Origin of the sequence: Mycobacterium pinniadriaticum, assembly GCF_026242045.1 — a bacterium.
In the GTDB taxonomy this organism is placed as follows: Bacteria; Actinomycetota; Actinomycetes; order Mycobacteriales; family Mycobacteriaceae; genus Mycobacterium; species Mycobacterium pinniadriaticum.
In genome coordinates this window covers 1-20,848 of sequence record NZ_JAPJDO010000062.1, presented here as the reverse complement: position 1 = coordinate 20,848, position 20,848 = coordinate 1, and the positions used below count along the sequence as shown (strand labels likewise).

General features: G+C 67.1%; 22 protein-coding genes. 9 read left to right on the top strand and 13 right to left on the bottom strand.

Annotation, left to right across the window (positions count from 1 at the left end; all coding sequences use genetic code 11):
• Positions 1-122 precede the first annotated feature (122 nt).
• The 4 genes from ORI27_RS31400 to mca are packed head-to-tail and all read right to left on the bottom strand — an operon-like array spanning position 123 to position 3,640.
• Entirely contained in the window at positions 123-488 is a 366-nt protein-coding gene (locus tag ORI27_RS31400) for a nuclear transport factor 2 family protein (protein ID WP_266001087.1), read from the bottom strand.
• Between the two features lie 11 nt (positions 489-499).
• Positions 500-2,500, bottom strand: coding sequence for a thioredoxin domain-containing protein (locus ORI27_RS31395; RefSeq protein ID WP_266001089.1), 2,001 nt, complete (start codon positions 2,498-2,500; stop codon positions 500-502).
• Positions 2,484-2,771 carry a hypothetical protein gene (locus tag ORI27_RS31390; protein ID WP_407666508.1) on the bottom strand — a complete coding sequence of 96 codons (288 nt, stop codon included), beginning with the start codon at positions 2,769-2,771 and terminating at the stop codon, positions 2,484-2,486. The genes ORI27_RS31395 and ORI27_RS31390 overlap by 17 nt, the downstream gene beginning before the upstream one ends.
• Positions 2,768-3,640: a mycothiol conjugate amidase Mca gene (gene mca / locus ORI27_RS31385; protein WP_266001091.1), complete on the bottom strand. Its 873-nt coding sequence runs from the start codon at positions 3,638-3,640 to the stop codon at positions 2,768-2,770. Before mca ends, ORI27_RS31390 begins: the two co-directional genes overlap by 4 nt.
• A 139-nt stretch (positions 3,641-3,779) precedes the next feature.
• Between mca and ORI27_RS31380 the strand changes: the two genes are divergently transcribed.
• From ORI27_RS31380 to ORI27_RS31370, 3 genes are all read left to right on the top strand, one after another.
• Positions 3,780-4,214 (top strand): DUF4307 domain-containing protein, encoded by a 435-nt coding sequence (locus tag ORI27_RS31380; protein ID WP_266001092.1) that lies wholly within the window; start codon positions 3,780-3,782, stop codon positions 4,212-4,214.
• Positions 4,215-4,446: 232 nt separating this feature from the next.
• Positions 4,447-4,941, top strand: a complete 495-nt coding sequence (gene greA / locus ORI27_RS31375) for a transcription elongation factor GreA (RefSeq protein WP_266001094.1) — start codon at positions 4,447-4,449, stop codon at positions 4,939-4,941.
• A gap of 13 nt (positions 4,942-4,954) precedes the next feature.
• Positions 4,955-5,614, top strand: a complete 660-nt coding sequence (locus ORI27_RS31370) for a GOLPH3/VPS74 family protein (protein WP_266001095.1) — start codon at positions 4,955-4,957, stop codon at positions 5,612-5,614.
• Here ORI27_RS31370 and ORI27_RS31365 read toward each other — a convergent pair.
• From ORI27_RS31365 to ORI27_RS31345, 5 genes are all read right to left on the bottom strand, one after another.
• Positions 5,606-6,778, bottom strand: coding sequence for a cystathionine gamma-synthase (locus tag ORI27_RS31365; protein WP_266001096.1), 1,173 nt, complete (start codon positions 6,776-6,778; stop codon positions 5,606-5,608). The genes ORI27_RS31370 and ORI27_RS31365 overlap by 9 nt on opposite strands.
• Positions 6,779-6,805: 27 nt before the next feature.
• Positions 6,806-7,444: an RDD family protein gene (locus ORI27_RS31360; protein WP_266001097.1), complete on the bottom strand. Its 639-nt coding sequence runs from the start codon at positions 7,442-7,444 to the stop codon at positions 6,806-6,808.
• Positions 7,445-7,456: 12 nt separating this feature from the next.
• Positions 7,457-8,167: an RDD family protein gene (locus ORI27_RS31355; protein ID WP_266001098.1), complete on the bottom strand. Its 711-nt coding sequence runs from the start codon at positions 8,165-8,167 to the stop codon at positions 7,457-7,459.
• Between the two features lie 146 nt (positions 8,168-8,313).
• Positions 8,314-9,708 carry a cystathionine beta-synthase gene (locus ORI27_RS31350; RefSeq protein ID WP_266001099.1) on the bottom strand — a complete coding sequence of 465 codons (1,395 nt, stop codon included), beginning with the start codon at positions 9,706-9,708 and terminating at the stop codon, positions 8,314-8,316.
• 33 nt (positions 9,709-9,741) lie between these two features.
• Positions 9,742-10,806 (bottom strand): alpha/beta hydrolase, encoded by a 1,065-nt coding sequence (locus ORI27_RS31345; RefSeq protein WP_266001100.1) that lies wholly within the window; start codon positions 10,804-10,806, stop codon positions 9,742-9,744.
• Positions 10,807-10,996: 190 nt separating this feature from the next.
• On the opposite strand from ORI27_RS31345, the gene ORI27_RS31340 reads away from it, so the two are divergent.
• Entirely contained in the window at positions 10,997-11,962 is a 966-nt protein-coding gene (locus ORI27_RS31340) for an SGNH/GDSL hydrolase family protein (protein WP_266001101.1), read from the top strand.
• Between the two features lie 38 nt (positions 11,963-12,000).
• Positions 12,001-13,218 (top strand): acetyl-CoA C-acetyltransferase, encoded by a 1,218-nt coding sequence (locus tag ORI27_RS31335; protein WP_266001102.1) that lies wholly within the window; start codon positions 12,001-12,003, stop codon positions 13,216-13,218.
• A 50-nt stretch (positions 13,219-13,268) separates the two neighbouring features.
• Here ORI27_RS31335 and ORI27_RS31330 read toward each other — a convergent pair whose 3' ends face one another.
• Complete coding sequence (locus tag ORI27_RS31330; RefSeq protein WP_266001105.1) at positions 13,269-14,120, bottom strand: hypothetical protein; 852 nt, start codon at positions 14,118-14,120, stop codon at positions 13,269-13,271.
• A 162-nt stretch (positions 14,121-14,282) separates the two neighbouring features.
• Entirely contained in the window at positions 14,283-15,131 is an 849-nt protein-coding gene (locus ORI27_RS31325) for a Bax inhibitor-1/YccA family protein (RefSeq protein WP_266001106.1), read from the bottom strand.
• 216 nt (positions 15,132-15,347) lie between these two features.
• On the opposite strand from ORI27_RS31325, the gene ORI27_RS31320 reads away from it, so the two are divergent.
• From ORI27_RS31320 to ORI27_RS31310, 3 genes are read left to right on the top strand one after another with little or no spacing between them, the layout of a single operon-like run.
• Positions 15,348-16,397: an enoyl-CoA hydratase/isomerase family protein gene (locus tag ORI27_RS31320; RefSeq protein WP_266001107.1), complete on the top strand. Its 1,050-nt coding sequence runs from the start codon at positions 15,348-15,350 to the stop codon at positions 16,395-16,397.
• Positions 16,394-17,179: an enoyl-CoA hydratase gene (locus tag ORI27_RS31315; RefSeq protein ID WP_266001108.1), complete on the top strand. Its 786-nt coding sequence runs from the start codon at positions 16,394-16,396 to the stop codon at positions 17,177-17,179. Before ORI27_RS31320 ends, ORI27_RS31315 begins: the two co-directional genes overlap by 4 nt.
• A gap of 9 nt (positions 17,180-17,188) precedes the next feature.
• Positions 17,189-18,913, top strand: coding sequence for an alpha/beta hydrolase (locus ORI27_RS31310; protein ID WP_266001109.1), 1,725 nt, complete (start codon positions 17,189-17,191; stop codon positions 18,911-18,913).
• Here the strand turns inward: ORI27_RS31310 and ORI27_RS31305 are convergent.
• Both ORI27_RS31305 and ORI27_RS31300 read right to left on the bottom strand, forming a co-directional pair.
• Entirely contained in the window at positions 18,897-19,298 is a 402-nt protein-coding gene (locus ORI27_RS31305) for a rhodanese-like domain-containing protein (protein WP_266001110.1), read from the bottom strand. The two genes, ORI27_RS31310 and ORI27_RS31305, sit on opposite strands and share 17 nt — an antisense overlap.
• Before the next feature lie 4 nt (positions 19,299-19,302).
• On the bottom strand, positions 19,303-19,857 hold the full coding sequence (locus tag ORI27_RS31300) for a cysteine dioxygenase (protein WP_266001112.1): 555 nt from the start codon (positions 19,855-19,857) through the stop codon (positions 19,303-19,305).
• Between the two features lie 115 nt (positions 19,858-19,972).
• On the opposite strand from ORI27_RS31300, the gene lpqV reads away from it, so the two are divergent.
• Positions 19,973-20,404 (top strand): lipoprotein LpqV, encoded by a 432-nt coding sequence (gene lpqV, locus ORI27_RS31295; RefSeq protein ID WP_266001114.1) that lies wholly within the window; start codon positions 19,973-19,975, stop codon positions 20,402-20,404.
• The last annotated feature ends 444 nt before the right edge of the window (positions 20,405-20,848 follow it).

Genomic DNA, 20,848 nt, shown 5'->3' with positions numbered 1-20,848 from the left:
CCCTTCATGGTTGACCCCGCCCGTCTGCGACGCAAGCACCTCACCAGGCCGAACACCACGGCCAAATTTTCATCCTCCACCACCGGGCGCAGCCCCCCAGACAGCTGCTCGGCGGGAGAACCCTAGAGCTGGGTGACGTTCTCCGGACCCCAGTAGGCCTTCATCGAGGTGACCTCGCCGTCGCCGTTGAACGTCATCACCTCGATGACCTCGATGCGCATGGCGCTGCCGACCGTCAGCGCGAAGAGAAACGCGGCCTCGTGGCCACCGGAGCGGAACTCCAGGAGCTCGGACTTCACCTCGGCACCTTCGACCAGCTTGTAGAAGCCTTCGATGGCCTGCCGGCCGATGTGGACGTCACCGCCGCCCACCGGATCCTCGAGGGTGGCGTCCTCGGCGTACAGTGCGGCGACTTTGGCGGCATTGCCCGCGGCGACAGTGTCGAGATAGCGGTTGACGAGGGCTTTGAGATCGAGGGCATCGCTCATGTGCGCAAACGCTACACGGACACACCCAGCGCGTCGGCGAGTTCCCCGGCGCCGGTGACCGGCAGGTCACATACCCGGCCACGACAGACGTAGGCGGCGTCGTTCCCACCGACCCTGTCACGCCCGGCCAACAGCGGCGAGGAGTCCAGCTGCCCGCCGACCACGATCGTGCCCCCTGGCGCCAACCGCCTTGCCGCGGCGAGCAATTCGGAATCCGCCGCCGCGCTGGCGACGGCCACCTGCAGCGGGCCGCGGACCGCGGCCTCGGCGACCGCCAGCCAGTGTCCCGATGATCGCGGCGCACGGGCCAGCAGTGGCGAGTGCGCCAGCAGCGTTGCTTCGGCGGCCTGCCCGTAGCGGGTCGCACGGTCGGCGTCGACCAGATGGGCGGCCGTCAGCAGAGCCTCGGCAATCGAGGACGCCCCCGACGGTGTCGCGTTGTCGAGCGGGTCGGATGGACGGACCATCAACCGTTCGGCGTCGTCGGCGGTGTCGAACCAGCGGCCCGGACGGTCCGGGTCGGCGAAGTGTTGCAGCGCCACGTCGATCAGGTCGGTGGCGCCGCGCAGCCACGCCGCTTCGCCGGTGAGCTGGTAGAGCGTCAACAGCCCGGTGGCCAGGGTGGCATGGTCCTCCAGGATCGCCGCACTGTCGCCGACGACGCCGCCCAAGCTGGCCCGGCGGAGCCGTCCGTCGACGACGTGCAAGTCGAGCACGGCCGCGGCACAACGTCGTGCGGCGCTCAGCAACGATGGAACATCAAGGGCCACACTGGCTTCAGCCAGGGCGGTGATCGCCAGCCCGTTCCAAGCAGTGATGATCTTGTCGTCCCGCGCGGGCTGCACCCGAGTGGCGCGGGCAGCCAGCAGCGCTGTGCGGACCCGCTCGAAGCGCTCGGTGTCGTCCGGATCCTCCGGCAGCTGCAGCACCGAGATCCCGTGCTCGAATGTGCCGTGGTCGGTTACCGCGAAAAGTCTTGCCGCCCAGCGTCCGTCATCCTCGCCGAGCACCTCGCGCAACTGTTCGGGGGTCCACACATACGTCGAACCCTCGACACCCGCGGCGTCGGCATCCAGCGCAGAAGTGAACATATCGCCGTCGGCGAGGTCGCCCAGCAGGAACCCCGCGGTCTGTGCCGCGATCCGGCGGGCCAGCGGGTCTGAAGTGCGCCGGCCCCAGTGCGCATAGGCCCGCAACAACAACGCGTTGTCGTACAGCATCTTCTCGAAGTGCGGCACCACCCAGTCGGCGTCGACGCTGTAGCGGGCGAAGCCACCGGCGAGCTGGTCGTAGATGCCGCCGCGGGCCATCGCGGTCCCGGTGCGGATGACCGCGGCCAACGGGACCGGGGAGCGGGTGCGCTCATGCGATCGCAGCAGTGCCTCCAACAACGCCGACGGCGGAAACTTCGGCGCCCGGCCGAAGCCGCCGCGCTCGACGTCCTCGTCGCGCAGGATCGCCGCGACGGCGTGGTCGCAGAGCGCCGGGTCGATCTCCGGTCCGCCGTCGGGCAGCCCCGAGGCCATCTGCCGCAGTTCCCCGGCCACCTGGTCGGAGGCCTGTTCCACCTCGTCACGGCGGGTCTGCCAGGTCTCGGCCACCGCGGCCAGCAACTGCAGGAACTGCGGCTTCGGGTAGTAGGTGCCGCAGAAGAACGGCCGCCCGTCAGGGGTGAGAAAGCAGGTCATCGGCCAGCCACCCTGCCCGGTCATGGCCACCGTGGCGTTCATGTACACCGCGTCGAGGTCGGGCCGCTCTTCACGGTCGACCTTGATGCACACGAAATTTTCATTCGCCGCCGCTGCGACGTCCTCGGACTCGAAGGACTCATGGGCCATCACGTGGCACCAGTGGCAGGCCGCGTAGCCGATCGACAGCAGGATCGGCACATCGCGACCCGCGGCTTCGTCAAGCGCCTCGGGCGTCCACTGCTGCCAGTGGACGGGGTTGTCGGCGTGCTGGCGTAGATACGGGCTGGTGGCGCTGGCCAGCGTGTTACCCGCCGGGCTCATGAGAAGGCCTTTCGGCGTCGCCCTCCGAACCCGCACCGTCGTCTTTCGCCGCACCGATCGCATCATCGGCGACGGTTGTGACCGGCTCCTTGTCGAAACTCTCCGGCAGCTTCTTGAGGTGCCGATTCATCGACCACACCAGCACGAAGACGCAAATCAGCAGGATGACGACGATCAGCAGTCCGATCGGGCTGGCCTTGCCGAAGTCCGGGCCACTGTTTTTGGGCGGATCGGCCAGCACCGTCACGGCGGTGGTCAACAGGTCCATCACTCAAAGATCTCGATTCCGGCGAACAAGTCGTCTTCAGGCAAATCGGCAGGCACCCGCGACCGCGCCAATTCGAACTCCTCGGTCGGCCACAATCGCTGCTGCCACTCTATTGGGGTGGCGAAGAAGAACCCGTCGGGGTCGATCTGGGTGGCGTGCGCCTTGAGCGCCTCGTCACGCTGATTGAAGTACTCCGAGCAGATCACCCGGGTGGTCACCCGCCCGGCGAACACGTCGATCTCGGGATCCCACTTCGCCAGCCAGCTCGCGAAGGGGCCCTCCTGGCCGTTCTTCGCAAACTCGTCCTGCAGCAACTGCAGGCGGGCCCGCAGGAAGCCGTGGTTGTAGTAGAGCTTGCTGACCGCCCAGGGCTCACCGGCCTCCGGATACAGCCGGAAGTCGGCGGCGGCCTCGTACGCCGCGACCGAAACCTGATGGCAGCGAATGTGATCCGGGTGCGGGTAGCCACCGTTCTCGTCGTAGGTCGTCATGACGTGCGGACGGAACTCACGGATCGCCTTCACCAGCTCGGCAACCGACTGCTCCAGCGGCACCAGCGCGAAGCACCCATCGGGCAGCGGCGGCAGCGGGTCGCCCTCGGGCAGGCCGGAGTCCATGAACCCCAGCCACCGGTGTTCGACGCCGAGGATCTCGGCCGCCTTGGCCATCTCGTCCCGCCGTACGTCGGCGATGCGGCCGCGCACCTCCGGCAGGTCCATCGCCGGGTTGAGGATGTCCCCGCGCTCGCCGCCGGTCAGCGTCACGACCTGGACCCGGTGACCCTCGGAGGCATAACGGGCAAGTGTGGCCGCGCCCTTACTGGACTCGTCGTCCGGATGGGCGTGTACGGCCATCAACCGCAGTTCGGTCACGTCTCCCCTGTGCTTACTGTGTTCGTTATGGGCTTGCCTGCTGATGCAACAAGCGCAGCGCGCCCTATAGTCCAATAGTTCCATCCAGGCACGGATACCCGTAATCGAAGCCTGCTGACGAGAGACGCGCTGCACACCGATGACCGACAGCCCCCCGCAGCGCCCCCAGGCGCGTTACGGACGCCAGGGGCTGCCCCCGGCGACCCGGCGCCGGGTGGCGTTCGCGCTGGGTGTCCTGGTTCTAGCCGCCCTCGTCGTCCTCGCCCTGATCGCATACCAGCGCTTCGAGGGCACCGATGTCGAAGGCAAGATCGCCTCCTATGAGGTCATCGATGACCAGACCGTGTCGGTGACGATCAGCGTGACCCGGAAGGATCCGTCCCAGCCGGTGCACTGCATCGTGCGGGTGCGGTCTCACGACGGCGACGAGACGGGCCGCCGGGAAATCCTGGTTCCGCCATCACAGGCGGCAACGGTGCAGGTCACGACATATGTCAAGTCGTACAAGCGGCCGTTCGTGGGCGATATCTACGGCTGCGGGACCGCCGTCCCGGGTTATCTGGTCGCCCCCTGACCGGCGTCGGTGACAACCAACAGCAAACTTCGAATGAATGAAAACTGACTGTCCGCGCGGTGGTAGACTGTTCTGATACACGGTTCCTGCTGGGAGCCGTGTATTGCTTCATTAGCGCGTATGTTCGCAGCTCTTCGATGGCAATACACGCGGAGCGATCCGCATGTTCCCGGCAGTGACAACAGACTGCAACGCGAATAGCGCGGAACCAACGAATGAGGAGCGCGACGAGATGACCGATACCCAGGTGACCTGGCTTACCCAAGAGTCGTTTGACCGGCTCAAGACCGAGCTGGATCAATTGATCGCCAATCGTCCGGTCATAGCAGCCGAGATCAACGACCGTCGCGAAGAAGGCGACCTGCGCGAGAACGGCGGCTATCACGCGGCCCGCGAGGAGCAGGGCCAGCAGGAGGCCCGGATCCGCCAGCTGCAGGAATTGCTCAACACCGCCAAGGTCGGCGAAGCACCCAAGCAATCCGGCGTCGCGCTGCCCGGCTCGGTGGTCAAGGTCTACTACGACGGCGACGAGTCGGACACCGAGACCTTCCTCATCGCCACCCGCCAGGAAGGCATCGACCACGACAAGCTCGAGGTCTACTCGCCGAATTCCCCACTGGGCGGTGCACTGCTGAATGCCAAGGTCGGCGACACCCGCGAGTACTCGGTGCCCAGCGGCAAGACCGTGAAGGTCACCCTGGTCAGCGCCGAGCCGTACCACTCGTAGCGCCGCACCGCGCGTGGCGCGCATCGCCGAGGACCTCCTTCTCCTGCTGCTCGACAACGCCGCGGCCCAACCCGCGTTAGAGCCGGCCCGGCTGCAACGGGTGCTCGCCGCGGCGGTGATCCTGGATCTGGCTTACGACTGCCGGGTGCGGCCCGCCCTGCCGGAGGAGCCCATTCCGGCAGACCGGCTGGTCGTGCTGACGGGGCCGCCGCAGCCGGACCCCGTCGTGCGCCCGGCGCTGGCACTGCTGCACGAGGGACCGATCACGGCGAGCGCCGCGATCGACAAGCTGCGCAAGCACGTTGAGGATCATGTTCTCGACCAGCTGTTGCGCACCGGTCAGCTCCATCAGGTTTCGTTGTCAGAGCATCGGTTTCGGCGAAACTCCTACGCCTGGCCGCTGGCCAGCCGAGCCCGGGCGGACCGGGCCCGTTCCGCACTGCTGGCGGCGCTGTTCGACGGGCATCGACCCGATCCGGCGACCGCAGCCATCGTCTCGCTGCTGTACACGGTGCGCGGGCTGGACGCGGTGCTAAGCCTCAACGACCGCGGCTGGCAGTGGGTCGTCAATCGGGCCAGCGAAATCGCAAGCGGTACTTGGGTTGACGACGAGAAGATGGCTGACGTCAATCTCGCGGTGACCACGGCCGCGGTACGGGCGGCGTTAGCTTAGGGCTTGTTCGAGGTCGCCCAGCAGGTCGGCGGGATCCTCGATTCCCACCGAGAGGCGGACCAGATCGTCGGGCACCTCGAGCTGTGATCCGGCCGTCGACGCATGCGTCATCGCGCCTGGAAGCTCGATCAGCGACTCGACCCCACCCAGCGACTCGGCGAGAATGAAAATCTCTGTGCGCGAGCATAACCGGCGCGCGGCTTCCACCCCGCCCCGCATCCGCACCGACACCATGCCGCCGAACCCGCGCATCTGGCGGGCGGCGACAGCATGTCCGGGGTGATCGGGCAGTCCGGGATAGAGCACCTGACTCACCGCGGCGTGACCGGTCAGCAGCTCGGCGACCTTCGCGGCGTTGGAGCTGTGCCGCTGCATGCGCAGTTCGAGGGTCTTGAGTCCGCGCATCGTGAGGTAGGCGTCGAACGGCCCGGGCACCGCCCCGGCACCGTTCTGTAGGAACGCGAACTTGGTGTCGAGTTCCTCGTCGTTGGTCACCAGCGCCCCGCCGACCACATCGGAGTGCCCGCCGATGTACTTGGTCGTCGAATGCAGCACGATGTCGGCACCGAGGGCCAGCGGCTGTTGCAGCGCGGGTGAGGCGAACGTGTTGTCCACCAGCACCTTCTGGCCGGTCACGGCCGCGATCTGGGCGATCCCGGCGATGTCGGCGATCGAGAGGAGCGGATTGGTGGGGGTCTCCACCCAGATCAGCCGGGTGTCGGTGGTGATCGCCGCGCGCACGGCATCGAGATCGGACAGCGCCACCGGGGTGTGCCGTATCCCCCACTGGGTGAACACCTTGTCGATGAGCCGGAAGGTGCCGCCGTATGCGTCGTCGGGGATGACGATGTGATCGCCGGGGCGCAGCACAGCACGTAGCGCGCAGTCAGTGGCGGCCATCCCGGAGCTGAACGCCCGGCCGAACGTGCCGTCCTCGACCGCGGCGAGCACGGACTCCAGCGCCTGGCGGGTCGGGTTGCCGGTGCGGGCGTATTCGAACCCGCCACGCAGCCCGCCCACCCCGTCCTGGGCGAACGTGCTGCTGGCGAAGATCGGGGCGTTGACCGCTCCGGTCGCCGGATCCGGCCGGTACCCGGCGTGGATGGCCCTGGTCGCAAACCCTTGCGCCCGGTGCCGGTCCGCGGCATTACGTTGCTCACTCATCAGGGGCGAGCCTATCGGCCCGACCTGTCAAAGCGGCACGCACACCGTCGTCATGATCTTGTCGGCCAATGTCTGCCGCTTGGCGTCCCACAGCGGGAACAGGTAGCCGATGTAGCAGACGAGTGTGTCGACGACGTGGGCCAGCTGGCGCACGATCGACATGCCGAAGCCGATCGGCTGGCCGGTCTTCTCGCTGATCACCTTGAACTTGAGTACCGACTTGCCGACGCTCGAACCCGTCGTGCCCTGGCGATACCCGATGTTCCAGACCGCGAACGCCAGCGCGCCCAGCGCGAACACGAAGAACAGGATCAACCCGAGCGCAGACGGCTGCGATGTGCAGTACACGCCGTAGTCGTTGTCGACGCTGCTCGACGTGCAGTTGTTCTCGCCGGTGGCGAACATCAGGCCCTCGCCGACACCGACCAGGATGCCGGGCGGCAGTCCGTCGATGATCCAGGCACCGACCCGCTTGATCCAGGGGGTGTACGCCTCCTTGGGCAGTGCGCCGGCAGCCGGCGGGGGCGGCGGGTAGTTGCCGGGTGGAGGCGGCGGGTAACCACCCGGCGGGGGCGGCGGGTAACCGCCCGGCGGGGGCGGCGGATAGTTACCCGGAGGGGGCGGCGGCGGGTAGTTGCCGGGCGGGGGCGGGGGTGGCTGCGTCATCGATGTCCTCGTCTACAGGGGTAGGCACACGGTCGTCATGATCTTGTCGGCCAGCGTCTGCCTCTTGGGGTCCCACAGCGGGAACAGGACCGCAATCAGCCAGACAATGCCGAAGCACAGGTACGAAGCCGCGAGATAGAGCACCTCACGGACGAACGAAAGACCGAATCCGATTGGCTGACCGGTCTTTTCGCTGACCACTTTGAATTTCATAACCGACTTGCCGATGCTCGAGCCGGTCGTCCCCTGGCGATAGCCGAGATTCCAGACCACGAATGCGATCGCGGCCAGCCCGAAGACCACGACAGCCACCTGGCCGGTGGTTGATGCACCCGTCGCGCAGAACTCGCCGAGGTCGTACTCGGACGAATCGGTCACGCATGCGGTCTCCTGCGTGCCGATCAGCACGGCCCAACCGATCCCGAAGATGATGTAGGCGGGGATGTAATCGATGAACCACGCGACAACCCGGGTGAACCAGGACGTGTATGCGCTCTGCGGCAGCTGAGGCACGGGTTGCCCGGGAGGAGGGGGCGCTCCGAAACCCGCGCCGGGAGGGGGCGGTGCATAACCACCCTGCGGCGGGGGCGGGGGCGGATAGTTTCCGGGAGGCGGGGGCGGATAGTTACCACCCTGCGACGGAGGCGGGTAACCACCGGGCGGTGGAGGAGGTGGCGGCGGGGGCGAATTCCCTGGCGGGGGACCTGGCGGTTGTTCAGTCATGGCGCCTTCACTTCCGAGTGATCACCTGAGGCAAAGCGGCATAAATCTACCTGAGAAGTACCTGCGTATCGCGTCGAAGTGGAAACTTCATCTACCCGATACGTCCGAGCGCCGGCACCGGGTCGGTACTTGCCCGGGTAACGAATTCAGCGGCGTCGCGGTCCGTCGGACAGAAAGCCGAGCAGGTCGTGGCGGGTGATCACGCCCACCGGCTTGCCGTCCTCGACAACCATCAACGCATCCCATTCCCGCAGCGAATTCGCCGCCGCGCTGACCAACTCCCCCGCCCCGATCAGCGGCAGCGGCTGACCCATGTGCAGCGACACCGCGTCGGCGAGTTTGGCCCGGCCCTCGAACACCGCGGACAGCAGCTCCCGCTCCGAGACGCTGCCGGCCACCTCCCCGGCCATCACCGGAGGCTCGGCGCCCACGACGGGCATCTGCGAAACGCCGTACTCACGCAGGATGCCGATCGCGTCGCGCACGGTTTCCGACGGATGGGTATGCACCAGGTCGGGCAGCGCGCCGGACTTGCCCCGCAGGACGTCACCGACGGTCGGTTCGGCCACCGAACCGTCCAGGCGGCTGCGCAGGAACCCGTACGACGACATCCACCCGTCGTTGAAGATCTTCGACAGGTAGCCGCGCCCGCCATCCGGAAGCAGGACCACGACCAGCGAGCCCGGCCCAGCTTCCTGCGCCACCTTGAGCGCGGCGACCACGGCCATCCCGCAGGAGCCGCCGACCAGCAGGGCCTCTTCGCGGGCCAGACGGCGCGTCATGTCGAAAGAGTCGGCATCGGAGACCGCGATGATCTCGTCCGGCACCGACGGGTCGTACGCGGCCGGCCAGAAGTCCTCACCGACGCCCTCGACCAGGTAGGGCCGTCCGGTTCCGCCGGAGTACACCGAACCCTCGGGGTCGGCGCCGATGACCTTCACCGCGCCGCCGGACACCTCCTTGAGATAGCGTCCAGCGCCGGTGATCGTGCCGCCGGTGCCCACTCCCGCGACGAAATGGGTGACCTTGCCGTCGGTGTCGGCCCAGATCTCTGGGCCGGTCGTCTCGTAGTGGCTGGCCGGCCCATTCGGGTTGGAGTACTGGTCGGGCTTCCAGGCACCCTCGATCTCGGTGACCAGCCGGTTGGACACGCTGTAGTAGCTGTCCGGGTGATCCGGCGGCACAGCGGTCGGGCACACGACCACCTCGGCGCCGTAGGCGCGCAGCACATTCTGCTTGTCCTCGCTGACCTTGTCGGGGCAGACGAAAATGCATTTGTAGCCCCGTCGCTGCGCCACCAGCGCCAGCCCGACGCCGGTATTGCCGGAGGTGGGTTCGACGATCGTGCCGCCCGGCTTCAGCTCACCGCTGGCCTCCGCCGCGTCGATCATCTTCGCGGCGATACGGTCCTTGGCACTCCCGCCGGGACTGACGTACTCGATCTTGGCGGCGACCACCCCCGAACCCTCCGGAACGACGGAGTTCAGCTGGACCAGTGGGGTGTTCCCGATCAGCTCGCTGATGTGCGCCGCGATTCGCATGCCTACATCGTGTCAGGCGCTCGGGAAGCGTGTTCAGCCGGTGGCTTCCCGGATGTACTCCCCGATCTGGCGCAGCGAGCGCTTGGCTTCCGGGATCAGCGGCGAGGCGAGCTGGAAATCGTGGATCTGGCCGGGCCACACCCGTACCTCGGTGGGCACGCCGGAAGCCGCCAGCCGGCGCGCGGCCAGCCGGGCATCGTGCAACAGGACCTCGGAACCCGATACGTGGATCAGGGTGCGCGGAAGCCCGGGCTCGATGTGCTCGAGCGGCTCGTACACGCCCTCGGGCTCGCCGTCGACGATGTTCTTGGCGGCCGCGCGGGCCACCAGGGCGACCAGGGCATCGAAGGCCTTCGGCGGGAACATCGCATCGGTGTGGATGTTCGGGTGGGCGAGCTTCTGCTCGTGGTCGAGCTGCAACAGCGGCGAGATCGCCACCAGCGCTGCGGGCTCCTCACCGAGGGCCTGCAGCCGCTGCGCCAGGGTCAGGGCCAGGTAGCCGCCGGCGGAATCGCCGGCCAGCACGATCTGGTCGGGCTCGTAGCCGCGCATGCGCAACCACTGGTAGGCGTCGTAGCAGTCGTCGACGGCGTTACCGACGGTGTGCTTGGGAACCAGCCGATAGTCGACGACCAGCACCGGGGAGTCGGCGAACTTCGACAGCGCGACCGAGATCCGGCTGTGGGAGTTCACCCCGCAGGTCAGGAACGCGCCGCCGTGCATGTAGAGCACCACGCGGCGGTGGCCGTCGGCGGGCAGAACCCCGGGGGCACGCACCAGCTGTGCCGAGGCGTTGGGCAGGCCGACGGTGGCCCGCACTGTGCCGGGGGTGGGCAGCAGCGCTCGCGCCACGAAGTCGACCAGGCCGAACGGCCATGGCCAGTGCGGGACATGGCTGAGTACGGCCAACGTGGGCCACATGGTCACGCGGGTCCCCAGCGAAACAAGTCGCGCGGCGACGCTGGGGCCGCTCTCGACGACCTCGACAGGCGCGCCGTCGCTGACCGGGTACCGACGCGGGCTGCGGACTTTGGCAGGCCCGCTGCCAGCACCTACGCGATGCGGCGCCGAGGTCCGAACCTTACTGGGTGCGGTCATCGTCAACACTCCCTACGCCTTTGTAGATACGTGTTCCGGGCAATCGAGCGAAGCCCGGTAACTTAGCTTGACATCTGCTTTAGGTACAACAACTAACGATCTGATTTCTTACCGGATCTGATACCTCTCCGTAATCGCGGGTCCACTGTTGCGACCGAATTCATGCCCAAGCAGCACTTAAACTGGTGTGGTGGGGATACGCGCTCCGCGAAAATCGACAACGGCGCTGGCAGCGGCGGGGGTACTGGCATCTACCGGAACCGCCGTGCTCGGCGCCCGCAGTTTGCTCAGTGGCCAGGCGGACCAGGTCCGCAGCGTGATTCCCAAGTCCTGGGACATGCCGCCACGCGCCGACGGCGTCTATGCACCCGGTGGTGGTCCGGTCCGCCGCTGGGAACGGGGCGTGCCGTTCGACCTGCACTTGATGGTGTTCGGGGACTCGACGGCCACCGGGTATGGCTGCCGTAACGCCGACGAGGTGCCCGGGGTCCTGATCGCGCGGGGGCTGGCCGACGAGTCCGGCAAGTTGATCCGGCTGTCGACCAAGGCGATCGTCGGCGCGACATCGAAGGGGCTGTCCGGTCAAGTCGATGCCATGTTCGTGGCAGGTCCCCCGCCCGACGCGGCGGTGATCATGATCGGCGCCAACGACATCACCGCCCTCAACGGCATCGGCCAGTCGGCGCGCCGCCTCGGCGCCGCTGTTCAGCGGCTGCGCGCCTCCGGTGCGGTGGTGGTCGTGGGCACCTGCCCGGACTTCGGCGTCATCCGGGACATCCCGCAGCCGCTGCGGTGGACCGCTCGCTCGCGCGGGCTTCGCCTGGCGCATGCGCAGGCCTCCGCGGTGCGCGCGACCGGCGGAGTTCCGGTGCCGCTGGCCGACCTGCTGAGGCCGAACTTTCTCCAGGCGCCCGAGGTGATGTTCTCCGAGGACCGCTATCACCCGTCGGCGGCCGGGTATGCGCTGGCCGCCAACCAGCTATTGCCCGCGCTGTGCCACGCGCTGGGCGAGTGGACGGGCGCCACCGTGCCCGATCTGCCGTGGGTGACCCGCTCGGAGGTCAGGGCGCTGACCGACCGGCTCGGACCACTGACGAGGCTGCTGCGCCGCAAGACCACCGGGGTCCCCGCACCGATCGTGGTGCCCGCGGGCTAGGTTCGTGGGCAGCCGTCGCTGCACACCAAGGAGCCGTCATGCCAGAAGCCGTCATCGTTTCCACCGCCCGCTCGCCGATCGGACGCGCGATGAAGGGATCGCTCGTCGACATCCGCCCCGACGATCTGGCGACGCAGATGGTGCGCGCCGCGCTCGACAAGGTGCCGTCGCTGGATCCCCGCGAGATCGACGACCTGATCATGGGGTGCGGGCAGCCCGGCGGTGAGTCCGGATTCAACATCGGCCGTGCCGTCGCCGTCGAACTGGGCTACGACTTCCTGCCCGGCACCACGGTGAACCGGTACTGCTCGTCGTCGCTGCAGAGCACCCGGATGGCATTCCATGCGATCAAGGCGGGCGAGGGGCACGCCTTCATTTCGGCCGGGGTGGAGACGGTGTCGCGCTTCGGCAAGGGCAACGCCGACGGGTGGCCGGACACCAAGAACCCGTTGTTCGGCGACGCCATGGCGCGCTCGGAGGCCGCCTCCGCCGGCGCCGACGAGTGGCACGATCCGCGCGAGGACGGCCTGCTGCCCGATGTCTACATCGCGATGGGGCAGACCGCCGAGAACGTGGCCCTGCACACCGGGATCAGCCGCGAAGACCAGGACCATTGGGGTGTGCGCTCGCAGAACCGGGCCGAGGAAGCCATCAAGAGCGGTTTCTTCGAGCGCGAGATCGTGCCCGTCACGCTGCCGGATGGAACCACCGTCTCGACCGATGACGGCCCGCGGGCCGGCACCAGCTACGAGAAGATCAGCCAGCTCAAGCCGGTGTTCCGGCCCAACGGCACGATCACCGCGGGTAATGCGTGCCCGCTCAACGACGGCGCGGCGGCGCTGGTGATCCTCTCCGACACCAAGGCCAAGGAGCTGGGGCTGACCCCGTTGGCGCGCATCGTGTCGACCGGGGTCTCCGGGTTGTCACCCGAGATCATGGGGCTGGGCCCGATCGAGGCCGTGAAAAAGGCCCTGGCACAGGCGAAGATGTCGATCTCCGATATCGACCTGTACGAGATCAACGAGGCGTTCGCGGTGCAGGTGCTCGGCTCGGCGCGGGCACTCGGGATGGACGAGGACAAGCTCAACGTCTCCGGCGGCGCAATCGCGCTCGGGCACCCGTTCGGCATGACCGGCGCGCGGATCACCGCCACCCTGCTCAACAACCTGCAGACCTACGACAAGACGTTCGGCATCGAGACCATGTGCGTGGGCGGCGGCCAGGGCATGGCCATGGTGATCGAGCGGCTCTCCTAGGCGCCACGGCGCACATCGAGTCAGACCTCAGCGCGACGATTCAATCGATTTCATCGCTCTGAGGTCTGACTCAATCTCCAGGCGCGCCTGGTCCGTTCGACGATCTCAGCCGTTCGGTCGCCGACGACCACCCGGATCCGCCGCCAGCCAACGTCGGCGATGTATTCCGATCGGGTCCGATCATTGCGGTAGATGCCGCGGTCCAGACGATGCTGCTCACCGTCGTATTCGACCGCGACCATCGCATCGCGCCAGCCCATGTCCAGGAAGTAATACGAACGGCCGTCCTCCCTGAGCACCGGTATCTGCGTCTCGGGACGGGGGAAACCGGCGGCAATCAGCAGCAGTCGCAGCCAGGTCTCCCGGGGAGATTGCGATCCTGAGTCCGCGAGGTCGAGCACTTTGGCGACTCGGTCAATCCCACCGGCATTGGGATGACGCGGCAGCAGAGCCAAGACGCCATCGACGTTCAAACGAGTGGCATTCGCCAGTGCATCGACCCGGGCGACCGCCTGTCCCACCGTCCCGCGCCGCGCAATGTCGAAGGCGGTGCGCTGCAGCGTCGTGACCGGTAGTCCACACAGGGGACGAACTTCGTCGTCGAACAGTGTCTCCGCACGGCTGACAATGCCCGACGGCGCTTTGTTGTTCGAATAGTTGAGCTCGATCGGAGCAGACGCCTCAACCCATTTCGCTCCGTGTAGCGCCGAGGCGGTAAGCCCGGCCACGACCGCCCGACCGCGAGACCAAAGAACCGCCCCGAGCGCCCGGTCCCGGATAGTCAACTCGCCTGCAGCAGAGGTGTACACGTCGGGGAAGATGCGCTTGTAGTGCGCCCGAAGCTGGTATTTGGTCACCTCACCCGCAGTGACAGCCTCACTCCCGATGAAGACACGTTGCATCGTCAAGAGCGTGACGCACGTCGGGAATTCCGGTCTTCACCCATCCCCAGACCATCGAGTCAGAACTTGGCGCGACGAAAGGGGCCAATCCTTCGCACTGACGTCTGACTCGACGCAACAACAAAGCCCCGGCCTGATGGCCGGGGCTTTGCGTGAGTGCAGCTAGCGACTCTGGAAGTACGACAGCAGCCGCAGGATCTCGATGTACAGCCAGACCAGGGTCACCGTGAGGCCAAGCGCCACACCCCAGGCGGCCTTCTCGGGCGCGCCGGCGCGGATCATCTGATCCGCGGCGTCGAAGTCGATCAGGAAGCTGAACGCCGCGAGCCCGATGACGAACAGCGAGAAGATGATGGCCACCGGGCCGCCACTGCGCAGGCCGAGACCCTCACCGCCGCCGACACCGAACATCGCCAGCACGAAGTTGCCGAGGATCAGGACCAGCACGCCGACCATGCCGGCGACGATCATGCGGGTGAACTTCGGGGTCACCCGGATGGCGCCCGTCTTGTACACGATCAGCATGCCGGCGAACACGCCGATGGTGCCGAGCACCGCCTGGCTGATCATCACACCGGCGTTGGCGCCGGACACGATGACGTTGGCGAAGACGAACGAGATGGCGCCGACGAACATGCCCTCCAGCGCGGCGTAGCTGAGCACGATGGCCGGGCTGTCCTGCTTACGCCCGAAGGTCGCGAACAGCACCAGTCCGAGCCCGCCGAGCGCGCCGATCAGGGTGAGCGGCATGGCCAGGGCAAGGTTGGCCGACACCACGAAATAGGAGATGACCGCCACCACGGACAGCACACCGAGAGTGATGCCGGTCTTGGTGACGACGTCATCGATCGTCATGGGCCGCGAGACACCGGTCTGCGACTGGTAGGCGCCCGCGTACGGGTCAGCCTGGTAAGCGACCTGCTGGGCACCGGCGACACCGGTACCGAATTGTGCGTATCCGCCCTGCTGTTTGGGCAGCGAACGAAATACCGGGTTGCTGGTCTCCCGCACCGTCGGAATCCTCTCCTGTAAGTCCACTAACGCACCGTCAACGAACGGCATCTGAAACCGGTTCCCAGGAAGTCCACAAACTTCTTCCCGGCGTGTCCGGTTGTTACGAAGCCTGACCTTACCTGTGGACGGCATCCGGCGGGTGATGATCTTCTGCCGGATGATAAAACTAGGACATCCAACCTTTTGCCGTGAACACGGAAGGACCGCGTTGTCGTGACGGCTGAAACCGATGAAGTCTTGACCCGCGTCGACGGTGGTGTCGGCTTCCTGACACTCAATCGTCCGAAGGCCATCAACTCGCTGACCCACAACATGGTCACGATCATCGCCGCGGCGCTCACCGGCTGGGCGGACGATGACGACGTGCGCGCGGTGGTTCTGGCCGGCGCCGGCGAGCGCGGCCTGTGCGCCGGTGGCGACGTGGTGGCGGTCTACAACAGTGCCCGTGCCGACGGAACCGAGGTGCGCAGGTTCTGGTTCGACGAGTACCGGCTCAACGCGCAGATCGGCGGCTACCCCAAGCCCTATGTGGCGATCATGGACGGCATCGTGATGGGCGGTGGTGTCGGGGTGAGCGCCCACGGCAACGTCCGGGTGGTCACCGACACCACGAAAATGGCCATGCCGGAGGTCGGCATCGGCCTCATCCCCGACGTCGGCGGCAGCTATCTGCTGTCCCGGGCACCCGGTGGGCTGGGCCTGCACGCCGCGCTGTCCGGCGCCCCGTTCTCCGGGGCCGACGCCATCGCACTGGGATTCGCCGATCATTACGTCCCCCATGCCTCGCTCGAGGCGTTCACCGCGTTGATCGTCGGTGGCGGCGTGGAAGCGGCCATCAAGGCCTTTGCCGTCGATCCGCCGCCGAGTCATCTGCTGGCTCAACGGCATTGGATCGACGAGTGCTACTCCGGCGAGACGGTCGCCGATATCGTCACCGCTTTGCGCGGGCGCGACGAAGACGAGGCCAAGGATGCCGCCGACCTGATCACCTCGCGCTCTCCCATCGCCGCATCGGTCGCACTGGAATCGATTCGCCGGGCCGGCAAGCTCGACACGTTGAAAGACGCGCTGGTGCAGGAGTACCGGGTCTCCTCCGCGGCGGCACGTTCGCATGACCTGGTGGAGGGCATCCGCGCCCAGATCATCGATAAGGATCGCAATCCGAAGTGGGACCCGCCGTCGCTGGCCGCGGTGACCGAGCAGGATGTGGAACAGTACTTCACGCCGGCAGACCCGGACCTGACCTTCGAGGAGGACAAGTGAGCCCCGAAACGAGCTTCGAGACCATCCTGGTCGACCGCGCGGAACGGGTCGGCACCATCACGCTCAATCGCCCGCAGGCGCTCAACGCCCTCAACAGCCAGGTGATGGTCGAGGTCACCACGGCAGCCGCCGAATTCGATGCCGATCCCGGCATCGGCGCGATCGTCATCACCGGCAACGCCAAGGCGTTCGCCGCCGGCGCCGACATCAAGGAGATGGCCACCCTCTCGTTCTCCGAGGTATTCGACGCCGACTTCTTCGCGGCCTGGGGCAAGCTGGCCGCCGTCCGCACCCCCACCATCGCGGCGGTGGCGGGATACGCCTTGGGCGGCGGTTGCGAGCTGGCGATGATGTGCGACCTGCTGATCGCCGCCGACACCGCGAAGTTCGGCCAGCCCGAGATCAAGCTGGGCGTGCTGCCGGGGATGGGCGGCTCGCAGCGGCTGACCCGCGCGATCGGCAAGGCCAAAGCGATGGACCTGATTCTGACCGGCCGCACGATCGACGCGGCCGAGGCCGAACGCAGCGGTCTGGTTTCACGGGTGGTGCCGGCCGATGACCTGCTCACCGAGGCCAAGGCCGTCGCGACCACGATCTCGCAGATGTCGCGGTCGGCGGCACGGATGGCCAAGGAGGCGGTCAACCGGGCCTTCGAATCCACCCTGACCGAGGGCCTGCTCTACGAGCGCCGCCTGTTCCACTCCGCCTTCGCCACCGACGACCAGACCGAGGGCATGGCCGCCTTCACCGAGAAGCGCACTCCGAACTTCACGCACCGATAGGGTGCTGTCGTGAGCGAAGCCGAGACGGAGAGCACCGAGCCCGCCGACTCGGCGGTCGCCACCGCGCAACCCTCCACGCCGGAACCGAAACCCGAGCCCAAACCCGACTGGTGGCAGCGCCGGTACACCTTCACCGGCACCGCCGTCGGCATGGTGTTCCTCTGGCTCTCGCTCACACCGTCCTTACTGCCGCGCGGGCCGCTGTTCCAGGGCCTGGTCAGCGGTGGCGCCGGGGCCATCGGATACGGCCTCGGCGTGTTCGCCGTCTGGCTGGTGCGCTACATGTTGTCGCGGCCGTCCAGCCCACGCCCGCCGCGGTGGGCCTGGCCGATCCTGGTGGTCGTGGCCATCATCGGCCTGGTGTTCGCGATCTACTTCTTCCACGTTTGGCAGGACCAGGTCCGCGACCTGATGGGAGTGCCACGGCTCCAGTGGTACAACTACCCGCAGTCCGCGATCATCGGCGTCATCGTGCTGTTCATGCTCGTCGAGATCGGCCAGCTGGTGGGCAAGCTCGTGCGGTTCCTGGTCCGTCAGCTCGATCGCATTGCGCCACCGCGTGTTTCGGCGGTAATCGTGGTGACCCTTCTCCTCAGTCTGACCATCGCAATCCTCAACGGTGTGGTGATCCGGGGCGCCATGAGCGCTATGAACTCGACCTTCGCGTCGGTCAACGACGAGATGGACCCGAACAATCCGGCCCCGACCACTCCGCAGCGTTCCGGGGGGCCGGGCTCGCTGGTCACCTGGAGCTCGCTCGGCCATCAGGGCCGGGTGTTCGTCGCCGGCGGACCGACGGTCGAGCAGCTGACCGAGTTCAACGGCGAGCCCGCCATCGAACCGATTCGTGCCTACGCGGGCAAGAACTCGGCCAAGGGCATCAAGGCGGCCGCCGAGCTGGCCGCCCGCGAACTCGAGCGCGCCGGTGGGTTCGAGCGCAAGGTCATCGCGGTGGCGACCACGACGGGGACGGGCTGGATCAACGAGGCCGAGGCCTCGTCGCTGGAGTACATGTACAACGGCGACACCGCGATCGTGAGCATGCAGTACTCGTTCCTGCCCAGCTGGCTGTCGTTCCTGGTGGACAAGGAGAACGCCCGGCAGGCGGGCCAGGCACTGTTCGAGGCCGTGGACGAACGGCTGCGCGCGATGCCCGAGGCGCAGCGGCCCAAGATCGTGGTGTTCGGCGAGAGCCTGGGCTCCTTCGGCGGCGAGGCGCCCTTCCTGAGCCCGAACAACATCATCGCCCGCACCAACGGGGCGCTGTTCTCCGGTCCGACGTTCAACAACACGATGTGGGATGACGTCACCGTCAACCGGGACGCCGGCTCGCCGATGTGGCTGCCGATCTACGACGAAGGCGCCAACATCAGGTTCGCCGCCCGTCCTGACAACCTGGACCGCCCCGACAAACCGTGGGGGTATCCCCGGATCGTCTACCTGCAGCACGCATCGGACCCGATCACCTGGTGGAACCCGGATCTTTTGTTCGCCGAGCCGGATTGGCTGCGCGAACCGCGCGGCTACGACGTCTCCCCCGACATGAACTGGATTCCGATCGTGACATTCCTCCAGGTGTCGGCCGACATGGCGGTGGCGATCGACGTGCCCGACGGGCACGGGCACCGCTACGTTCGCGATGCCGTCAACGCGTGGGCGGCGATCATGCGGCCGCCGGGCTGGACGCCGGAGAAGACCGAGCGGCTGCGCGCGATCGTCAAGGCGCCGGAGTAAGGACACTCAGGTCGGCGAGCAGGCCGGCTGCCGCCAGCGCCTGATAGCCGCCCACAACGTCGGTGGCCCGATGCAGACCGAGATCCTGCAGCGCCGCGGCGGCCAGACTAGAGGTGTAGCCCTGTGAGCAGAGCACCACCCATTCGACGTCATCGCCGGTCGCCTGGGGTAGCCGCGCGTCGCTCGTCGGGTCGCACCGCCACTCCAGGACGTTGCGTTCGATCACCAACGCGGCCGGGGTGTCCCCTTCCGCGGCCCGCTGGGCCGCCGGGCGGATGTCGACCAGGATTGCGCCGCGGTGCAGGGCGGCAGGCACATCGTGGGCCGGCAACCGGCGCAACCGACGCCGTGCGGCGGACACGATCTCGTCGATTCGGCTGGTCATCGGATCATCGCCCTTCGGGTTCGTCGGTCAGCTCGGTGCGGGTGCGGCGCAGCGTATTGCGTTGGGTGACTTCGTAATACGACATCGCCGTCAGTGGCGGCGAGTAGGCGTGCACGCTCAGGGTCTCCAAAGCGGGTTCCGCATCGGCGATCGCAACATCGTGCACCCAACCCAGCGGAAACGCCGCCTGATCCCCGGCGTCGAGGCGACGATGATGCAATCGCTCACCATCCCAACGGTATTCGTGCAGCGCACCGGACAACACCGTGAGCGCACCCAGCGATCCACCATGGTCGTGCAGTTCGGTGGTGTGGCCGGGCACCCAACTGATCAACCAGACGTCGAGTTCGTCGTCGGCATGCAACCGGGTGAACCACCGGTCGTCGGTGGGCGCGCCACCGGCGGGCAGCACGTCGTCGAACCGCCCGCACAGCACCTGGTCGGCGTACCGATCGGTGACGTGCAACAGGTCGGGCAACCGCAACCGGGTGGGCGCCGAGACGGCCGGTGCGGTGGCGGGAAACGTGACAAATGAAGGGGCAGCGCCCGAGTACGACATGGTGAGAGAGCTTTCGGAAACGACGGCGGGGGAAATCGGGGCCGGCTAGCGCCGACAACACTCCCGAGACCCGGTGCGCTCCATCATGTCCGCCAGTGTTGCATAGATTGAGCCCATGCGCTTCTACCGTTGTGGCTCCCTTTTCGGCGTAGTGGCGTGTGTCGCGGCCGTGACCGCGTGCTCGTCGGGTGACGGCGAGCACAACGTGCCCACCACGGCGACGCCGTCGAGCGGCGCACAACAGCCGACCGGGACGACGGCGCCATCGGGGGCGATGGGGATGTCGCCGAGCGGGGTGACCACCCGGATCGACGTGCCCGCCGAGTCGACCGAAGAGCAGTATGCGCAGGCCTGCATGGCCACCAAGCAGTGGATGGAAACCCGGGGCGGCGACGCGACGACGCTGGTGGAGCCGTTCCTCAAGGAGCTGCAGAGCAATGCGGCGTCCGGGCCGGCCACGTTCAACAGCACCTGGGAGAAGCTGTCCACCGCGCAGCAGGCCGCGGTGATCATCGCGGTGCGCGCGGCCGCCGAGGGCGGCTGCTGAGGGCTGTAGGTTCCACTGTCACGTGGCGGATGCCGTCGCCTCTACCTGAGCCTTACCAAAATTCCACTCAAGATGGCGGACGCCGAATTCCATTTTCGATGGCGGATCCTAGAACCACACGGTTGTCCAGATCTTGATCGTTCTCCGTACCGCAGAATAAGTCGGCGGTAAACGCTGGCCGTCGCTTGTCCGTCGGGTTGCCTCATGTCAAGATGCGCGCGAAGGGTGGTTCGTTGCCTCACGTGAACGTGCGCGCTTGGTGACTGGGACGGGGACGTCGGCTGGGGTTTTGCTGGTGGTCAGGGTGAAGAGCTGGGTGGTTAACGCCTGAATCTTGAACTTCCCCCGAGACCGTGGAGGCATCAACAATAGGGATCGAGATGCCAGAGAAACGGAAGAAGTACGACCGGGAGTTCCGTGAGGGTGCTGTCCGGATCGTCGAAG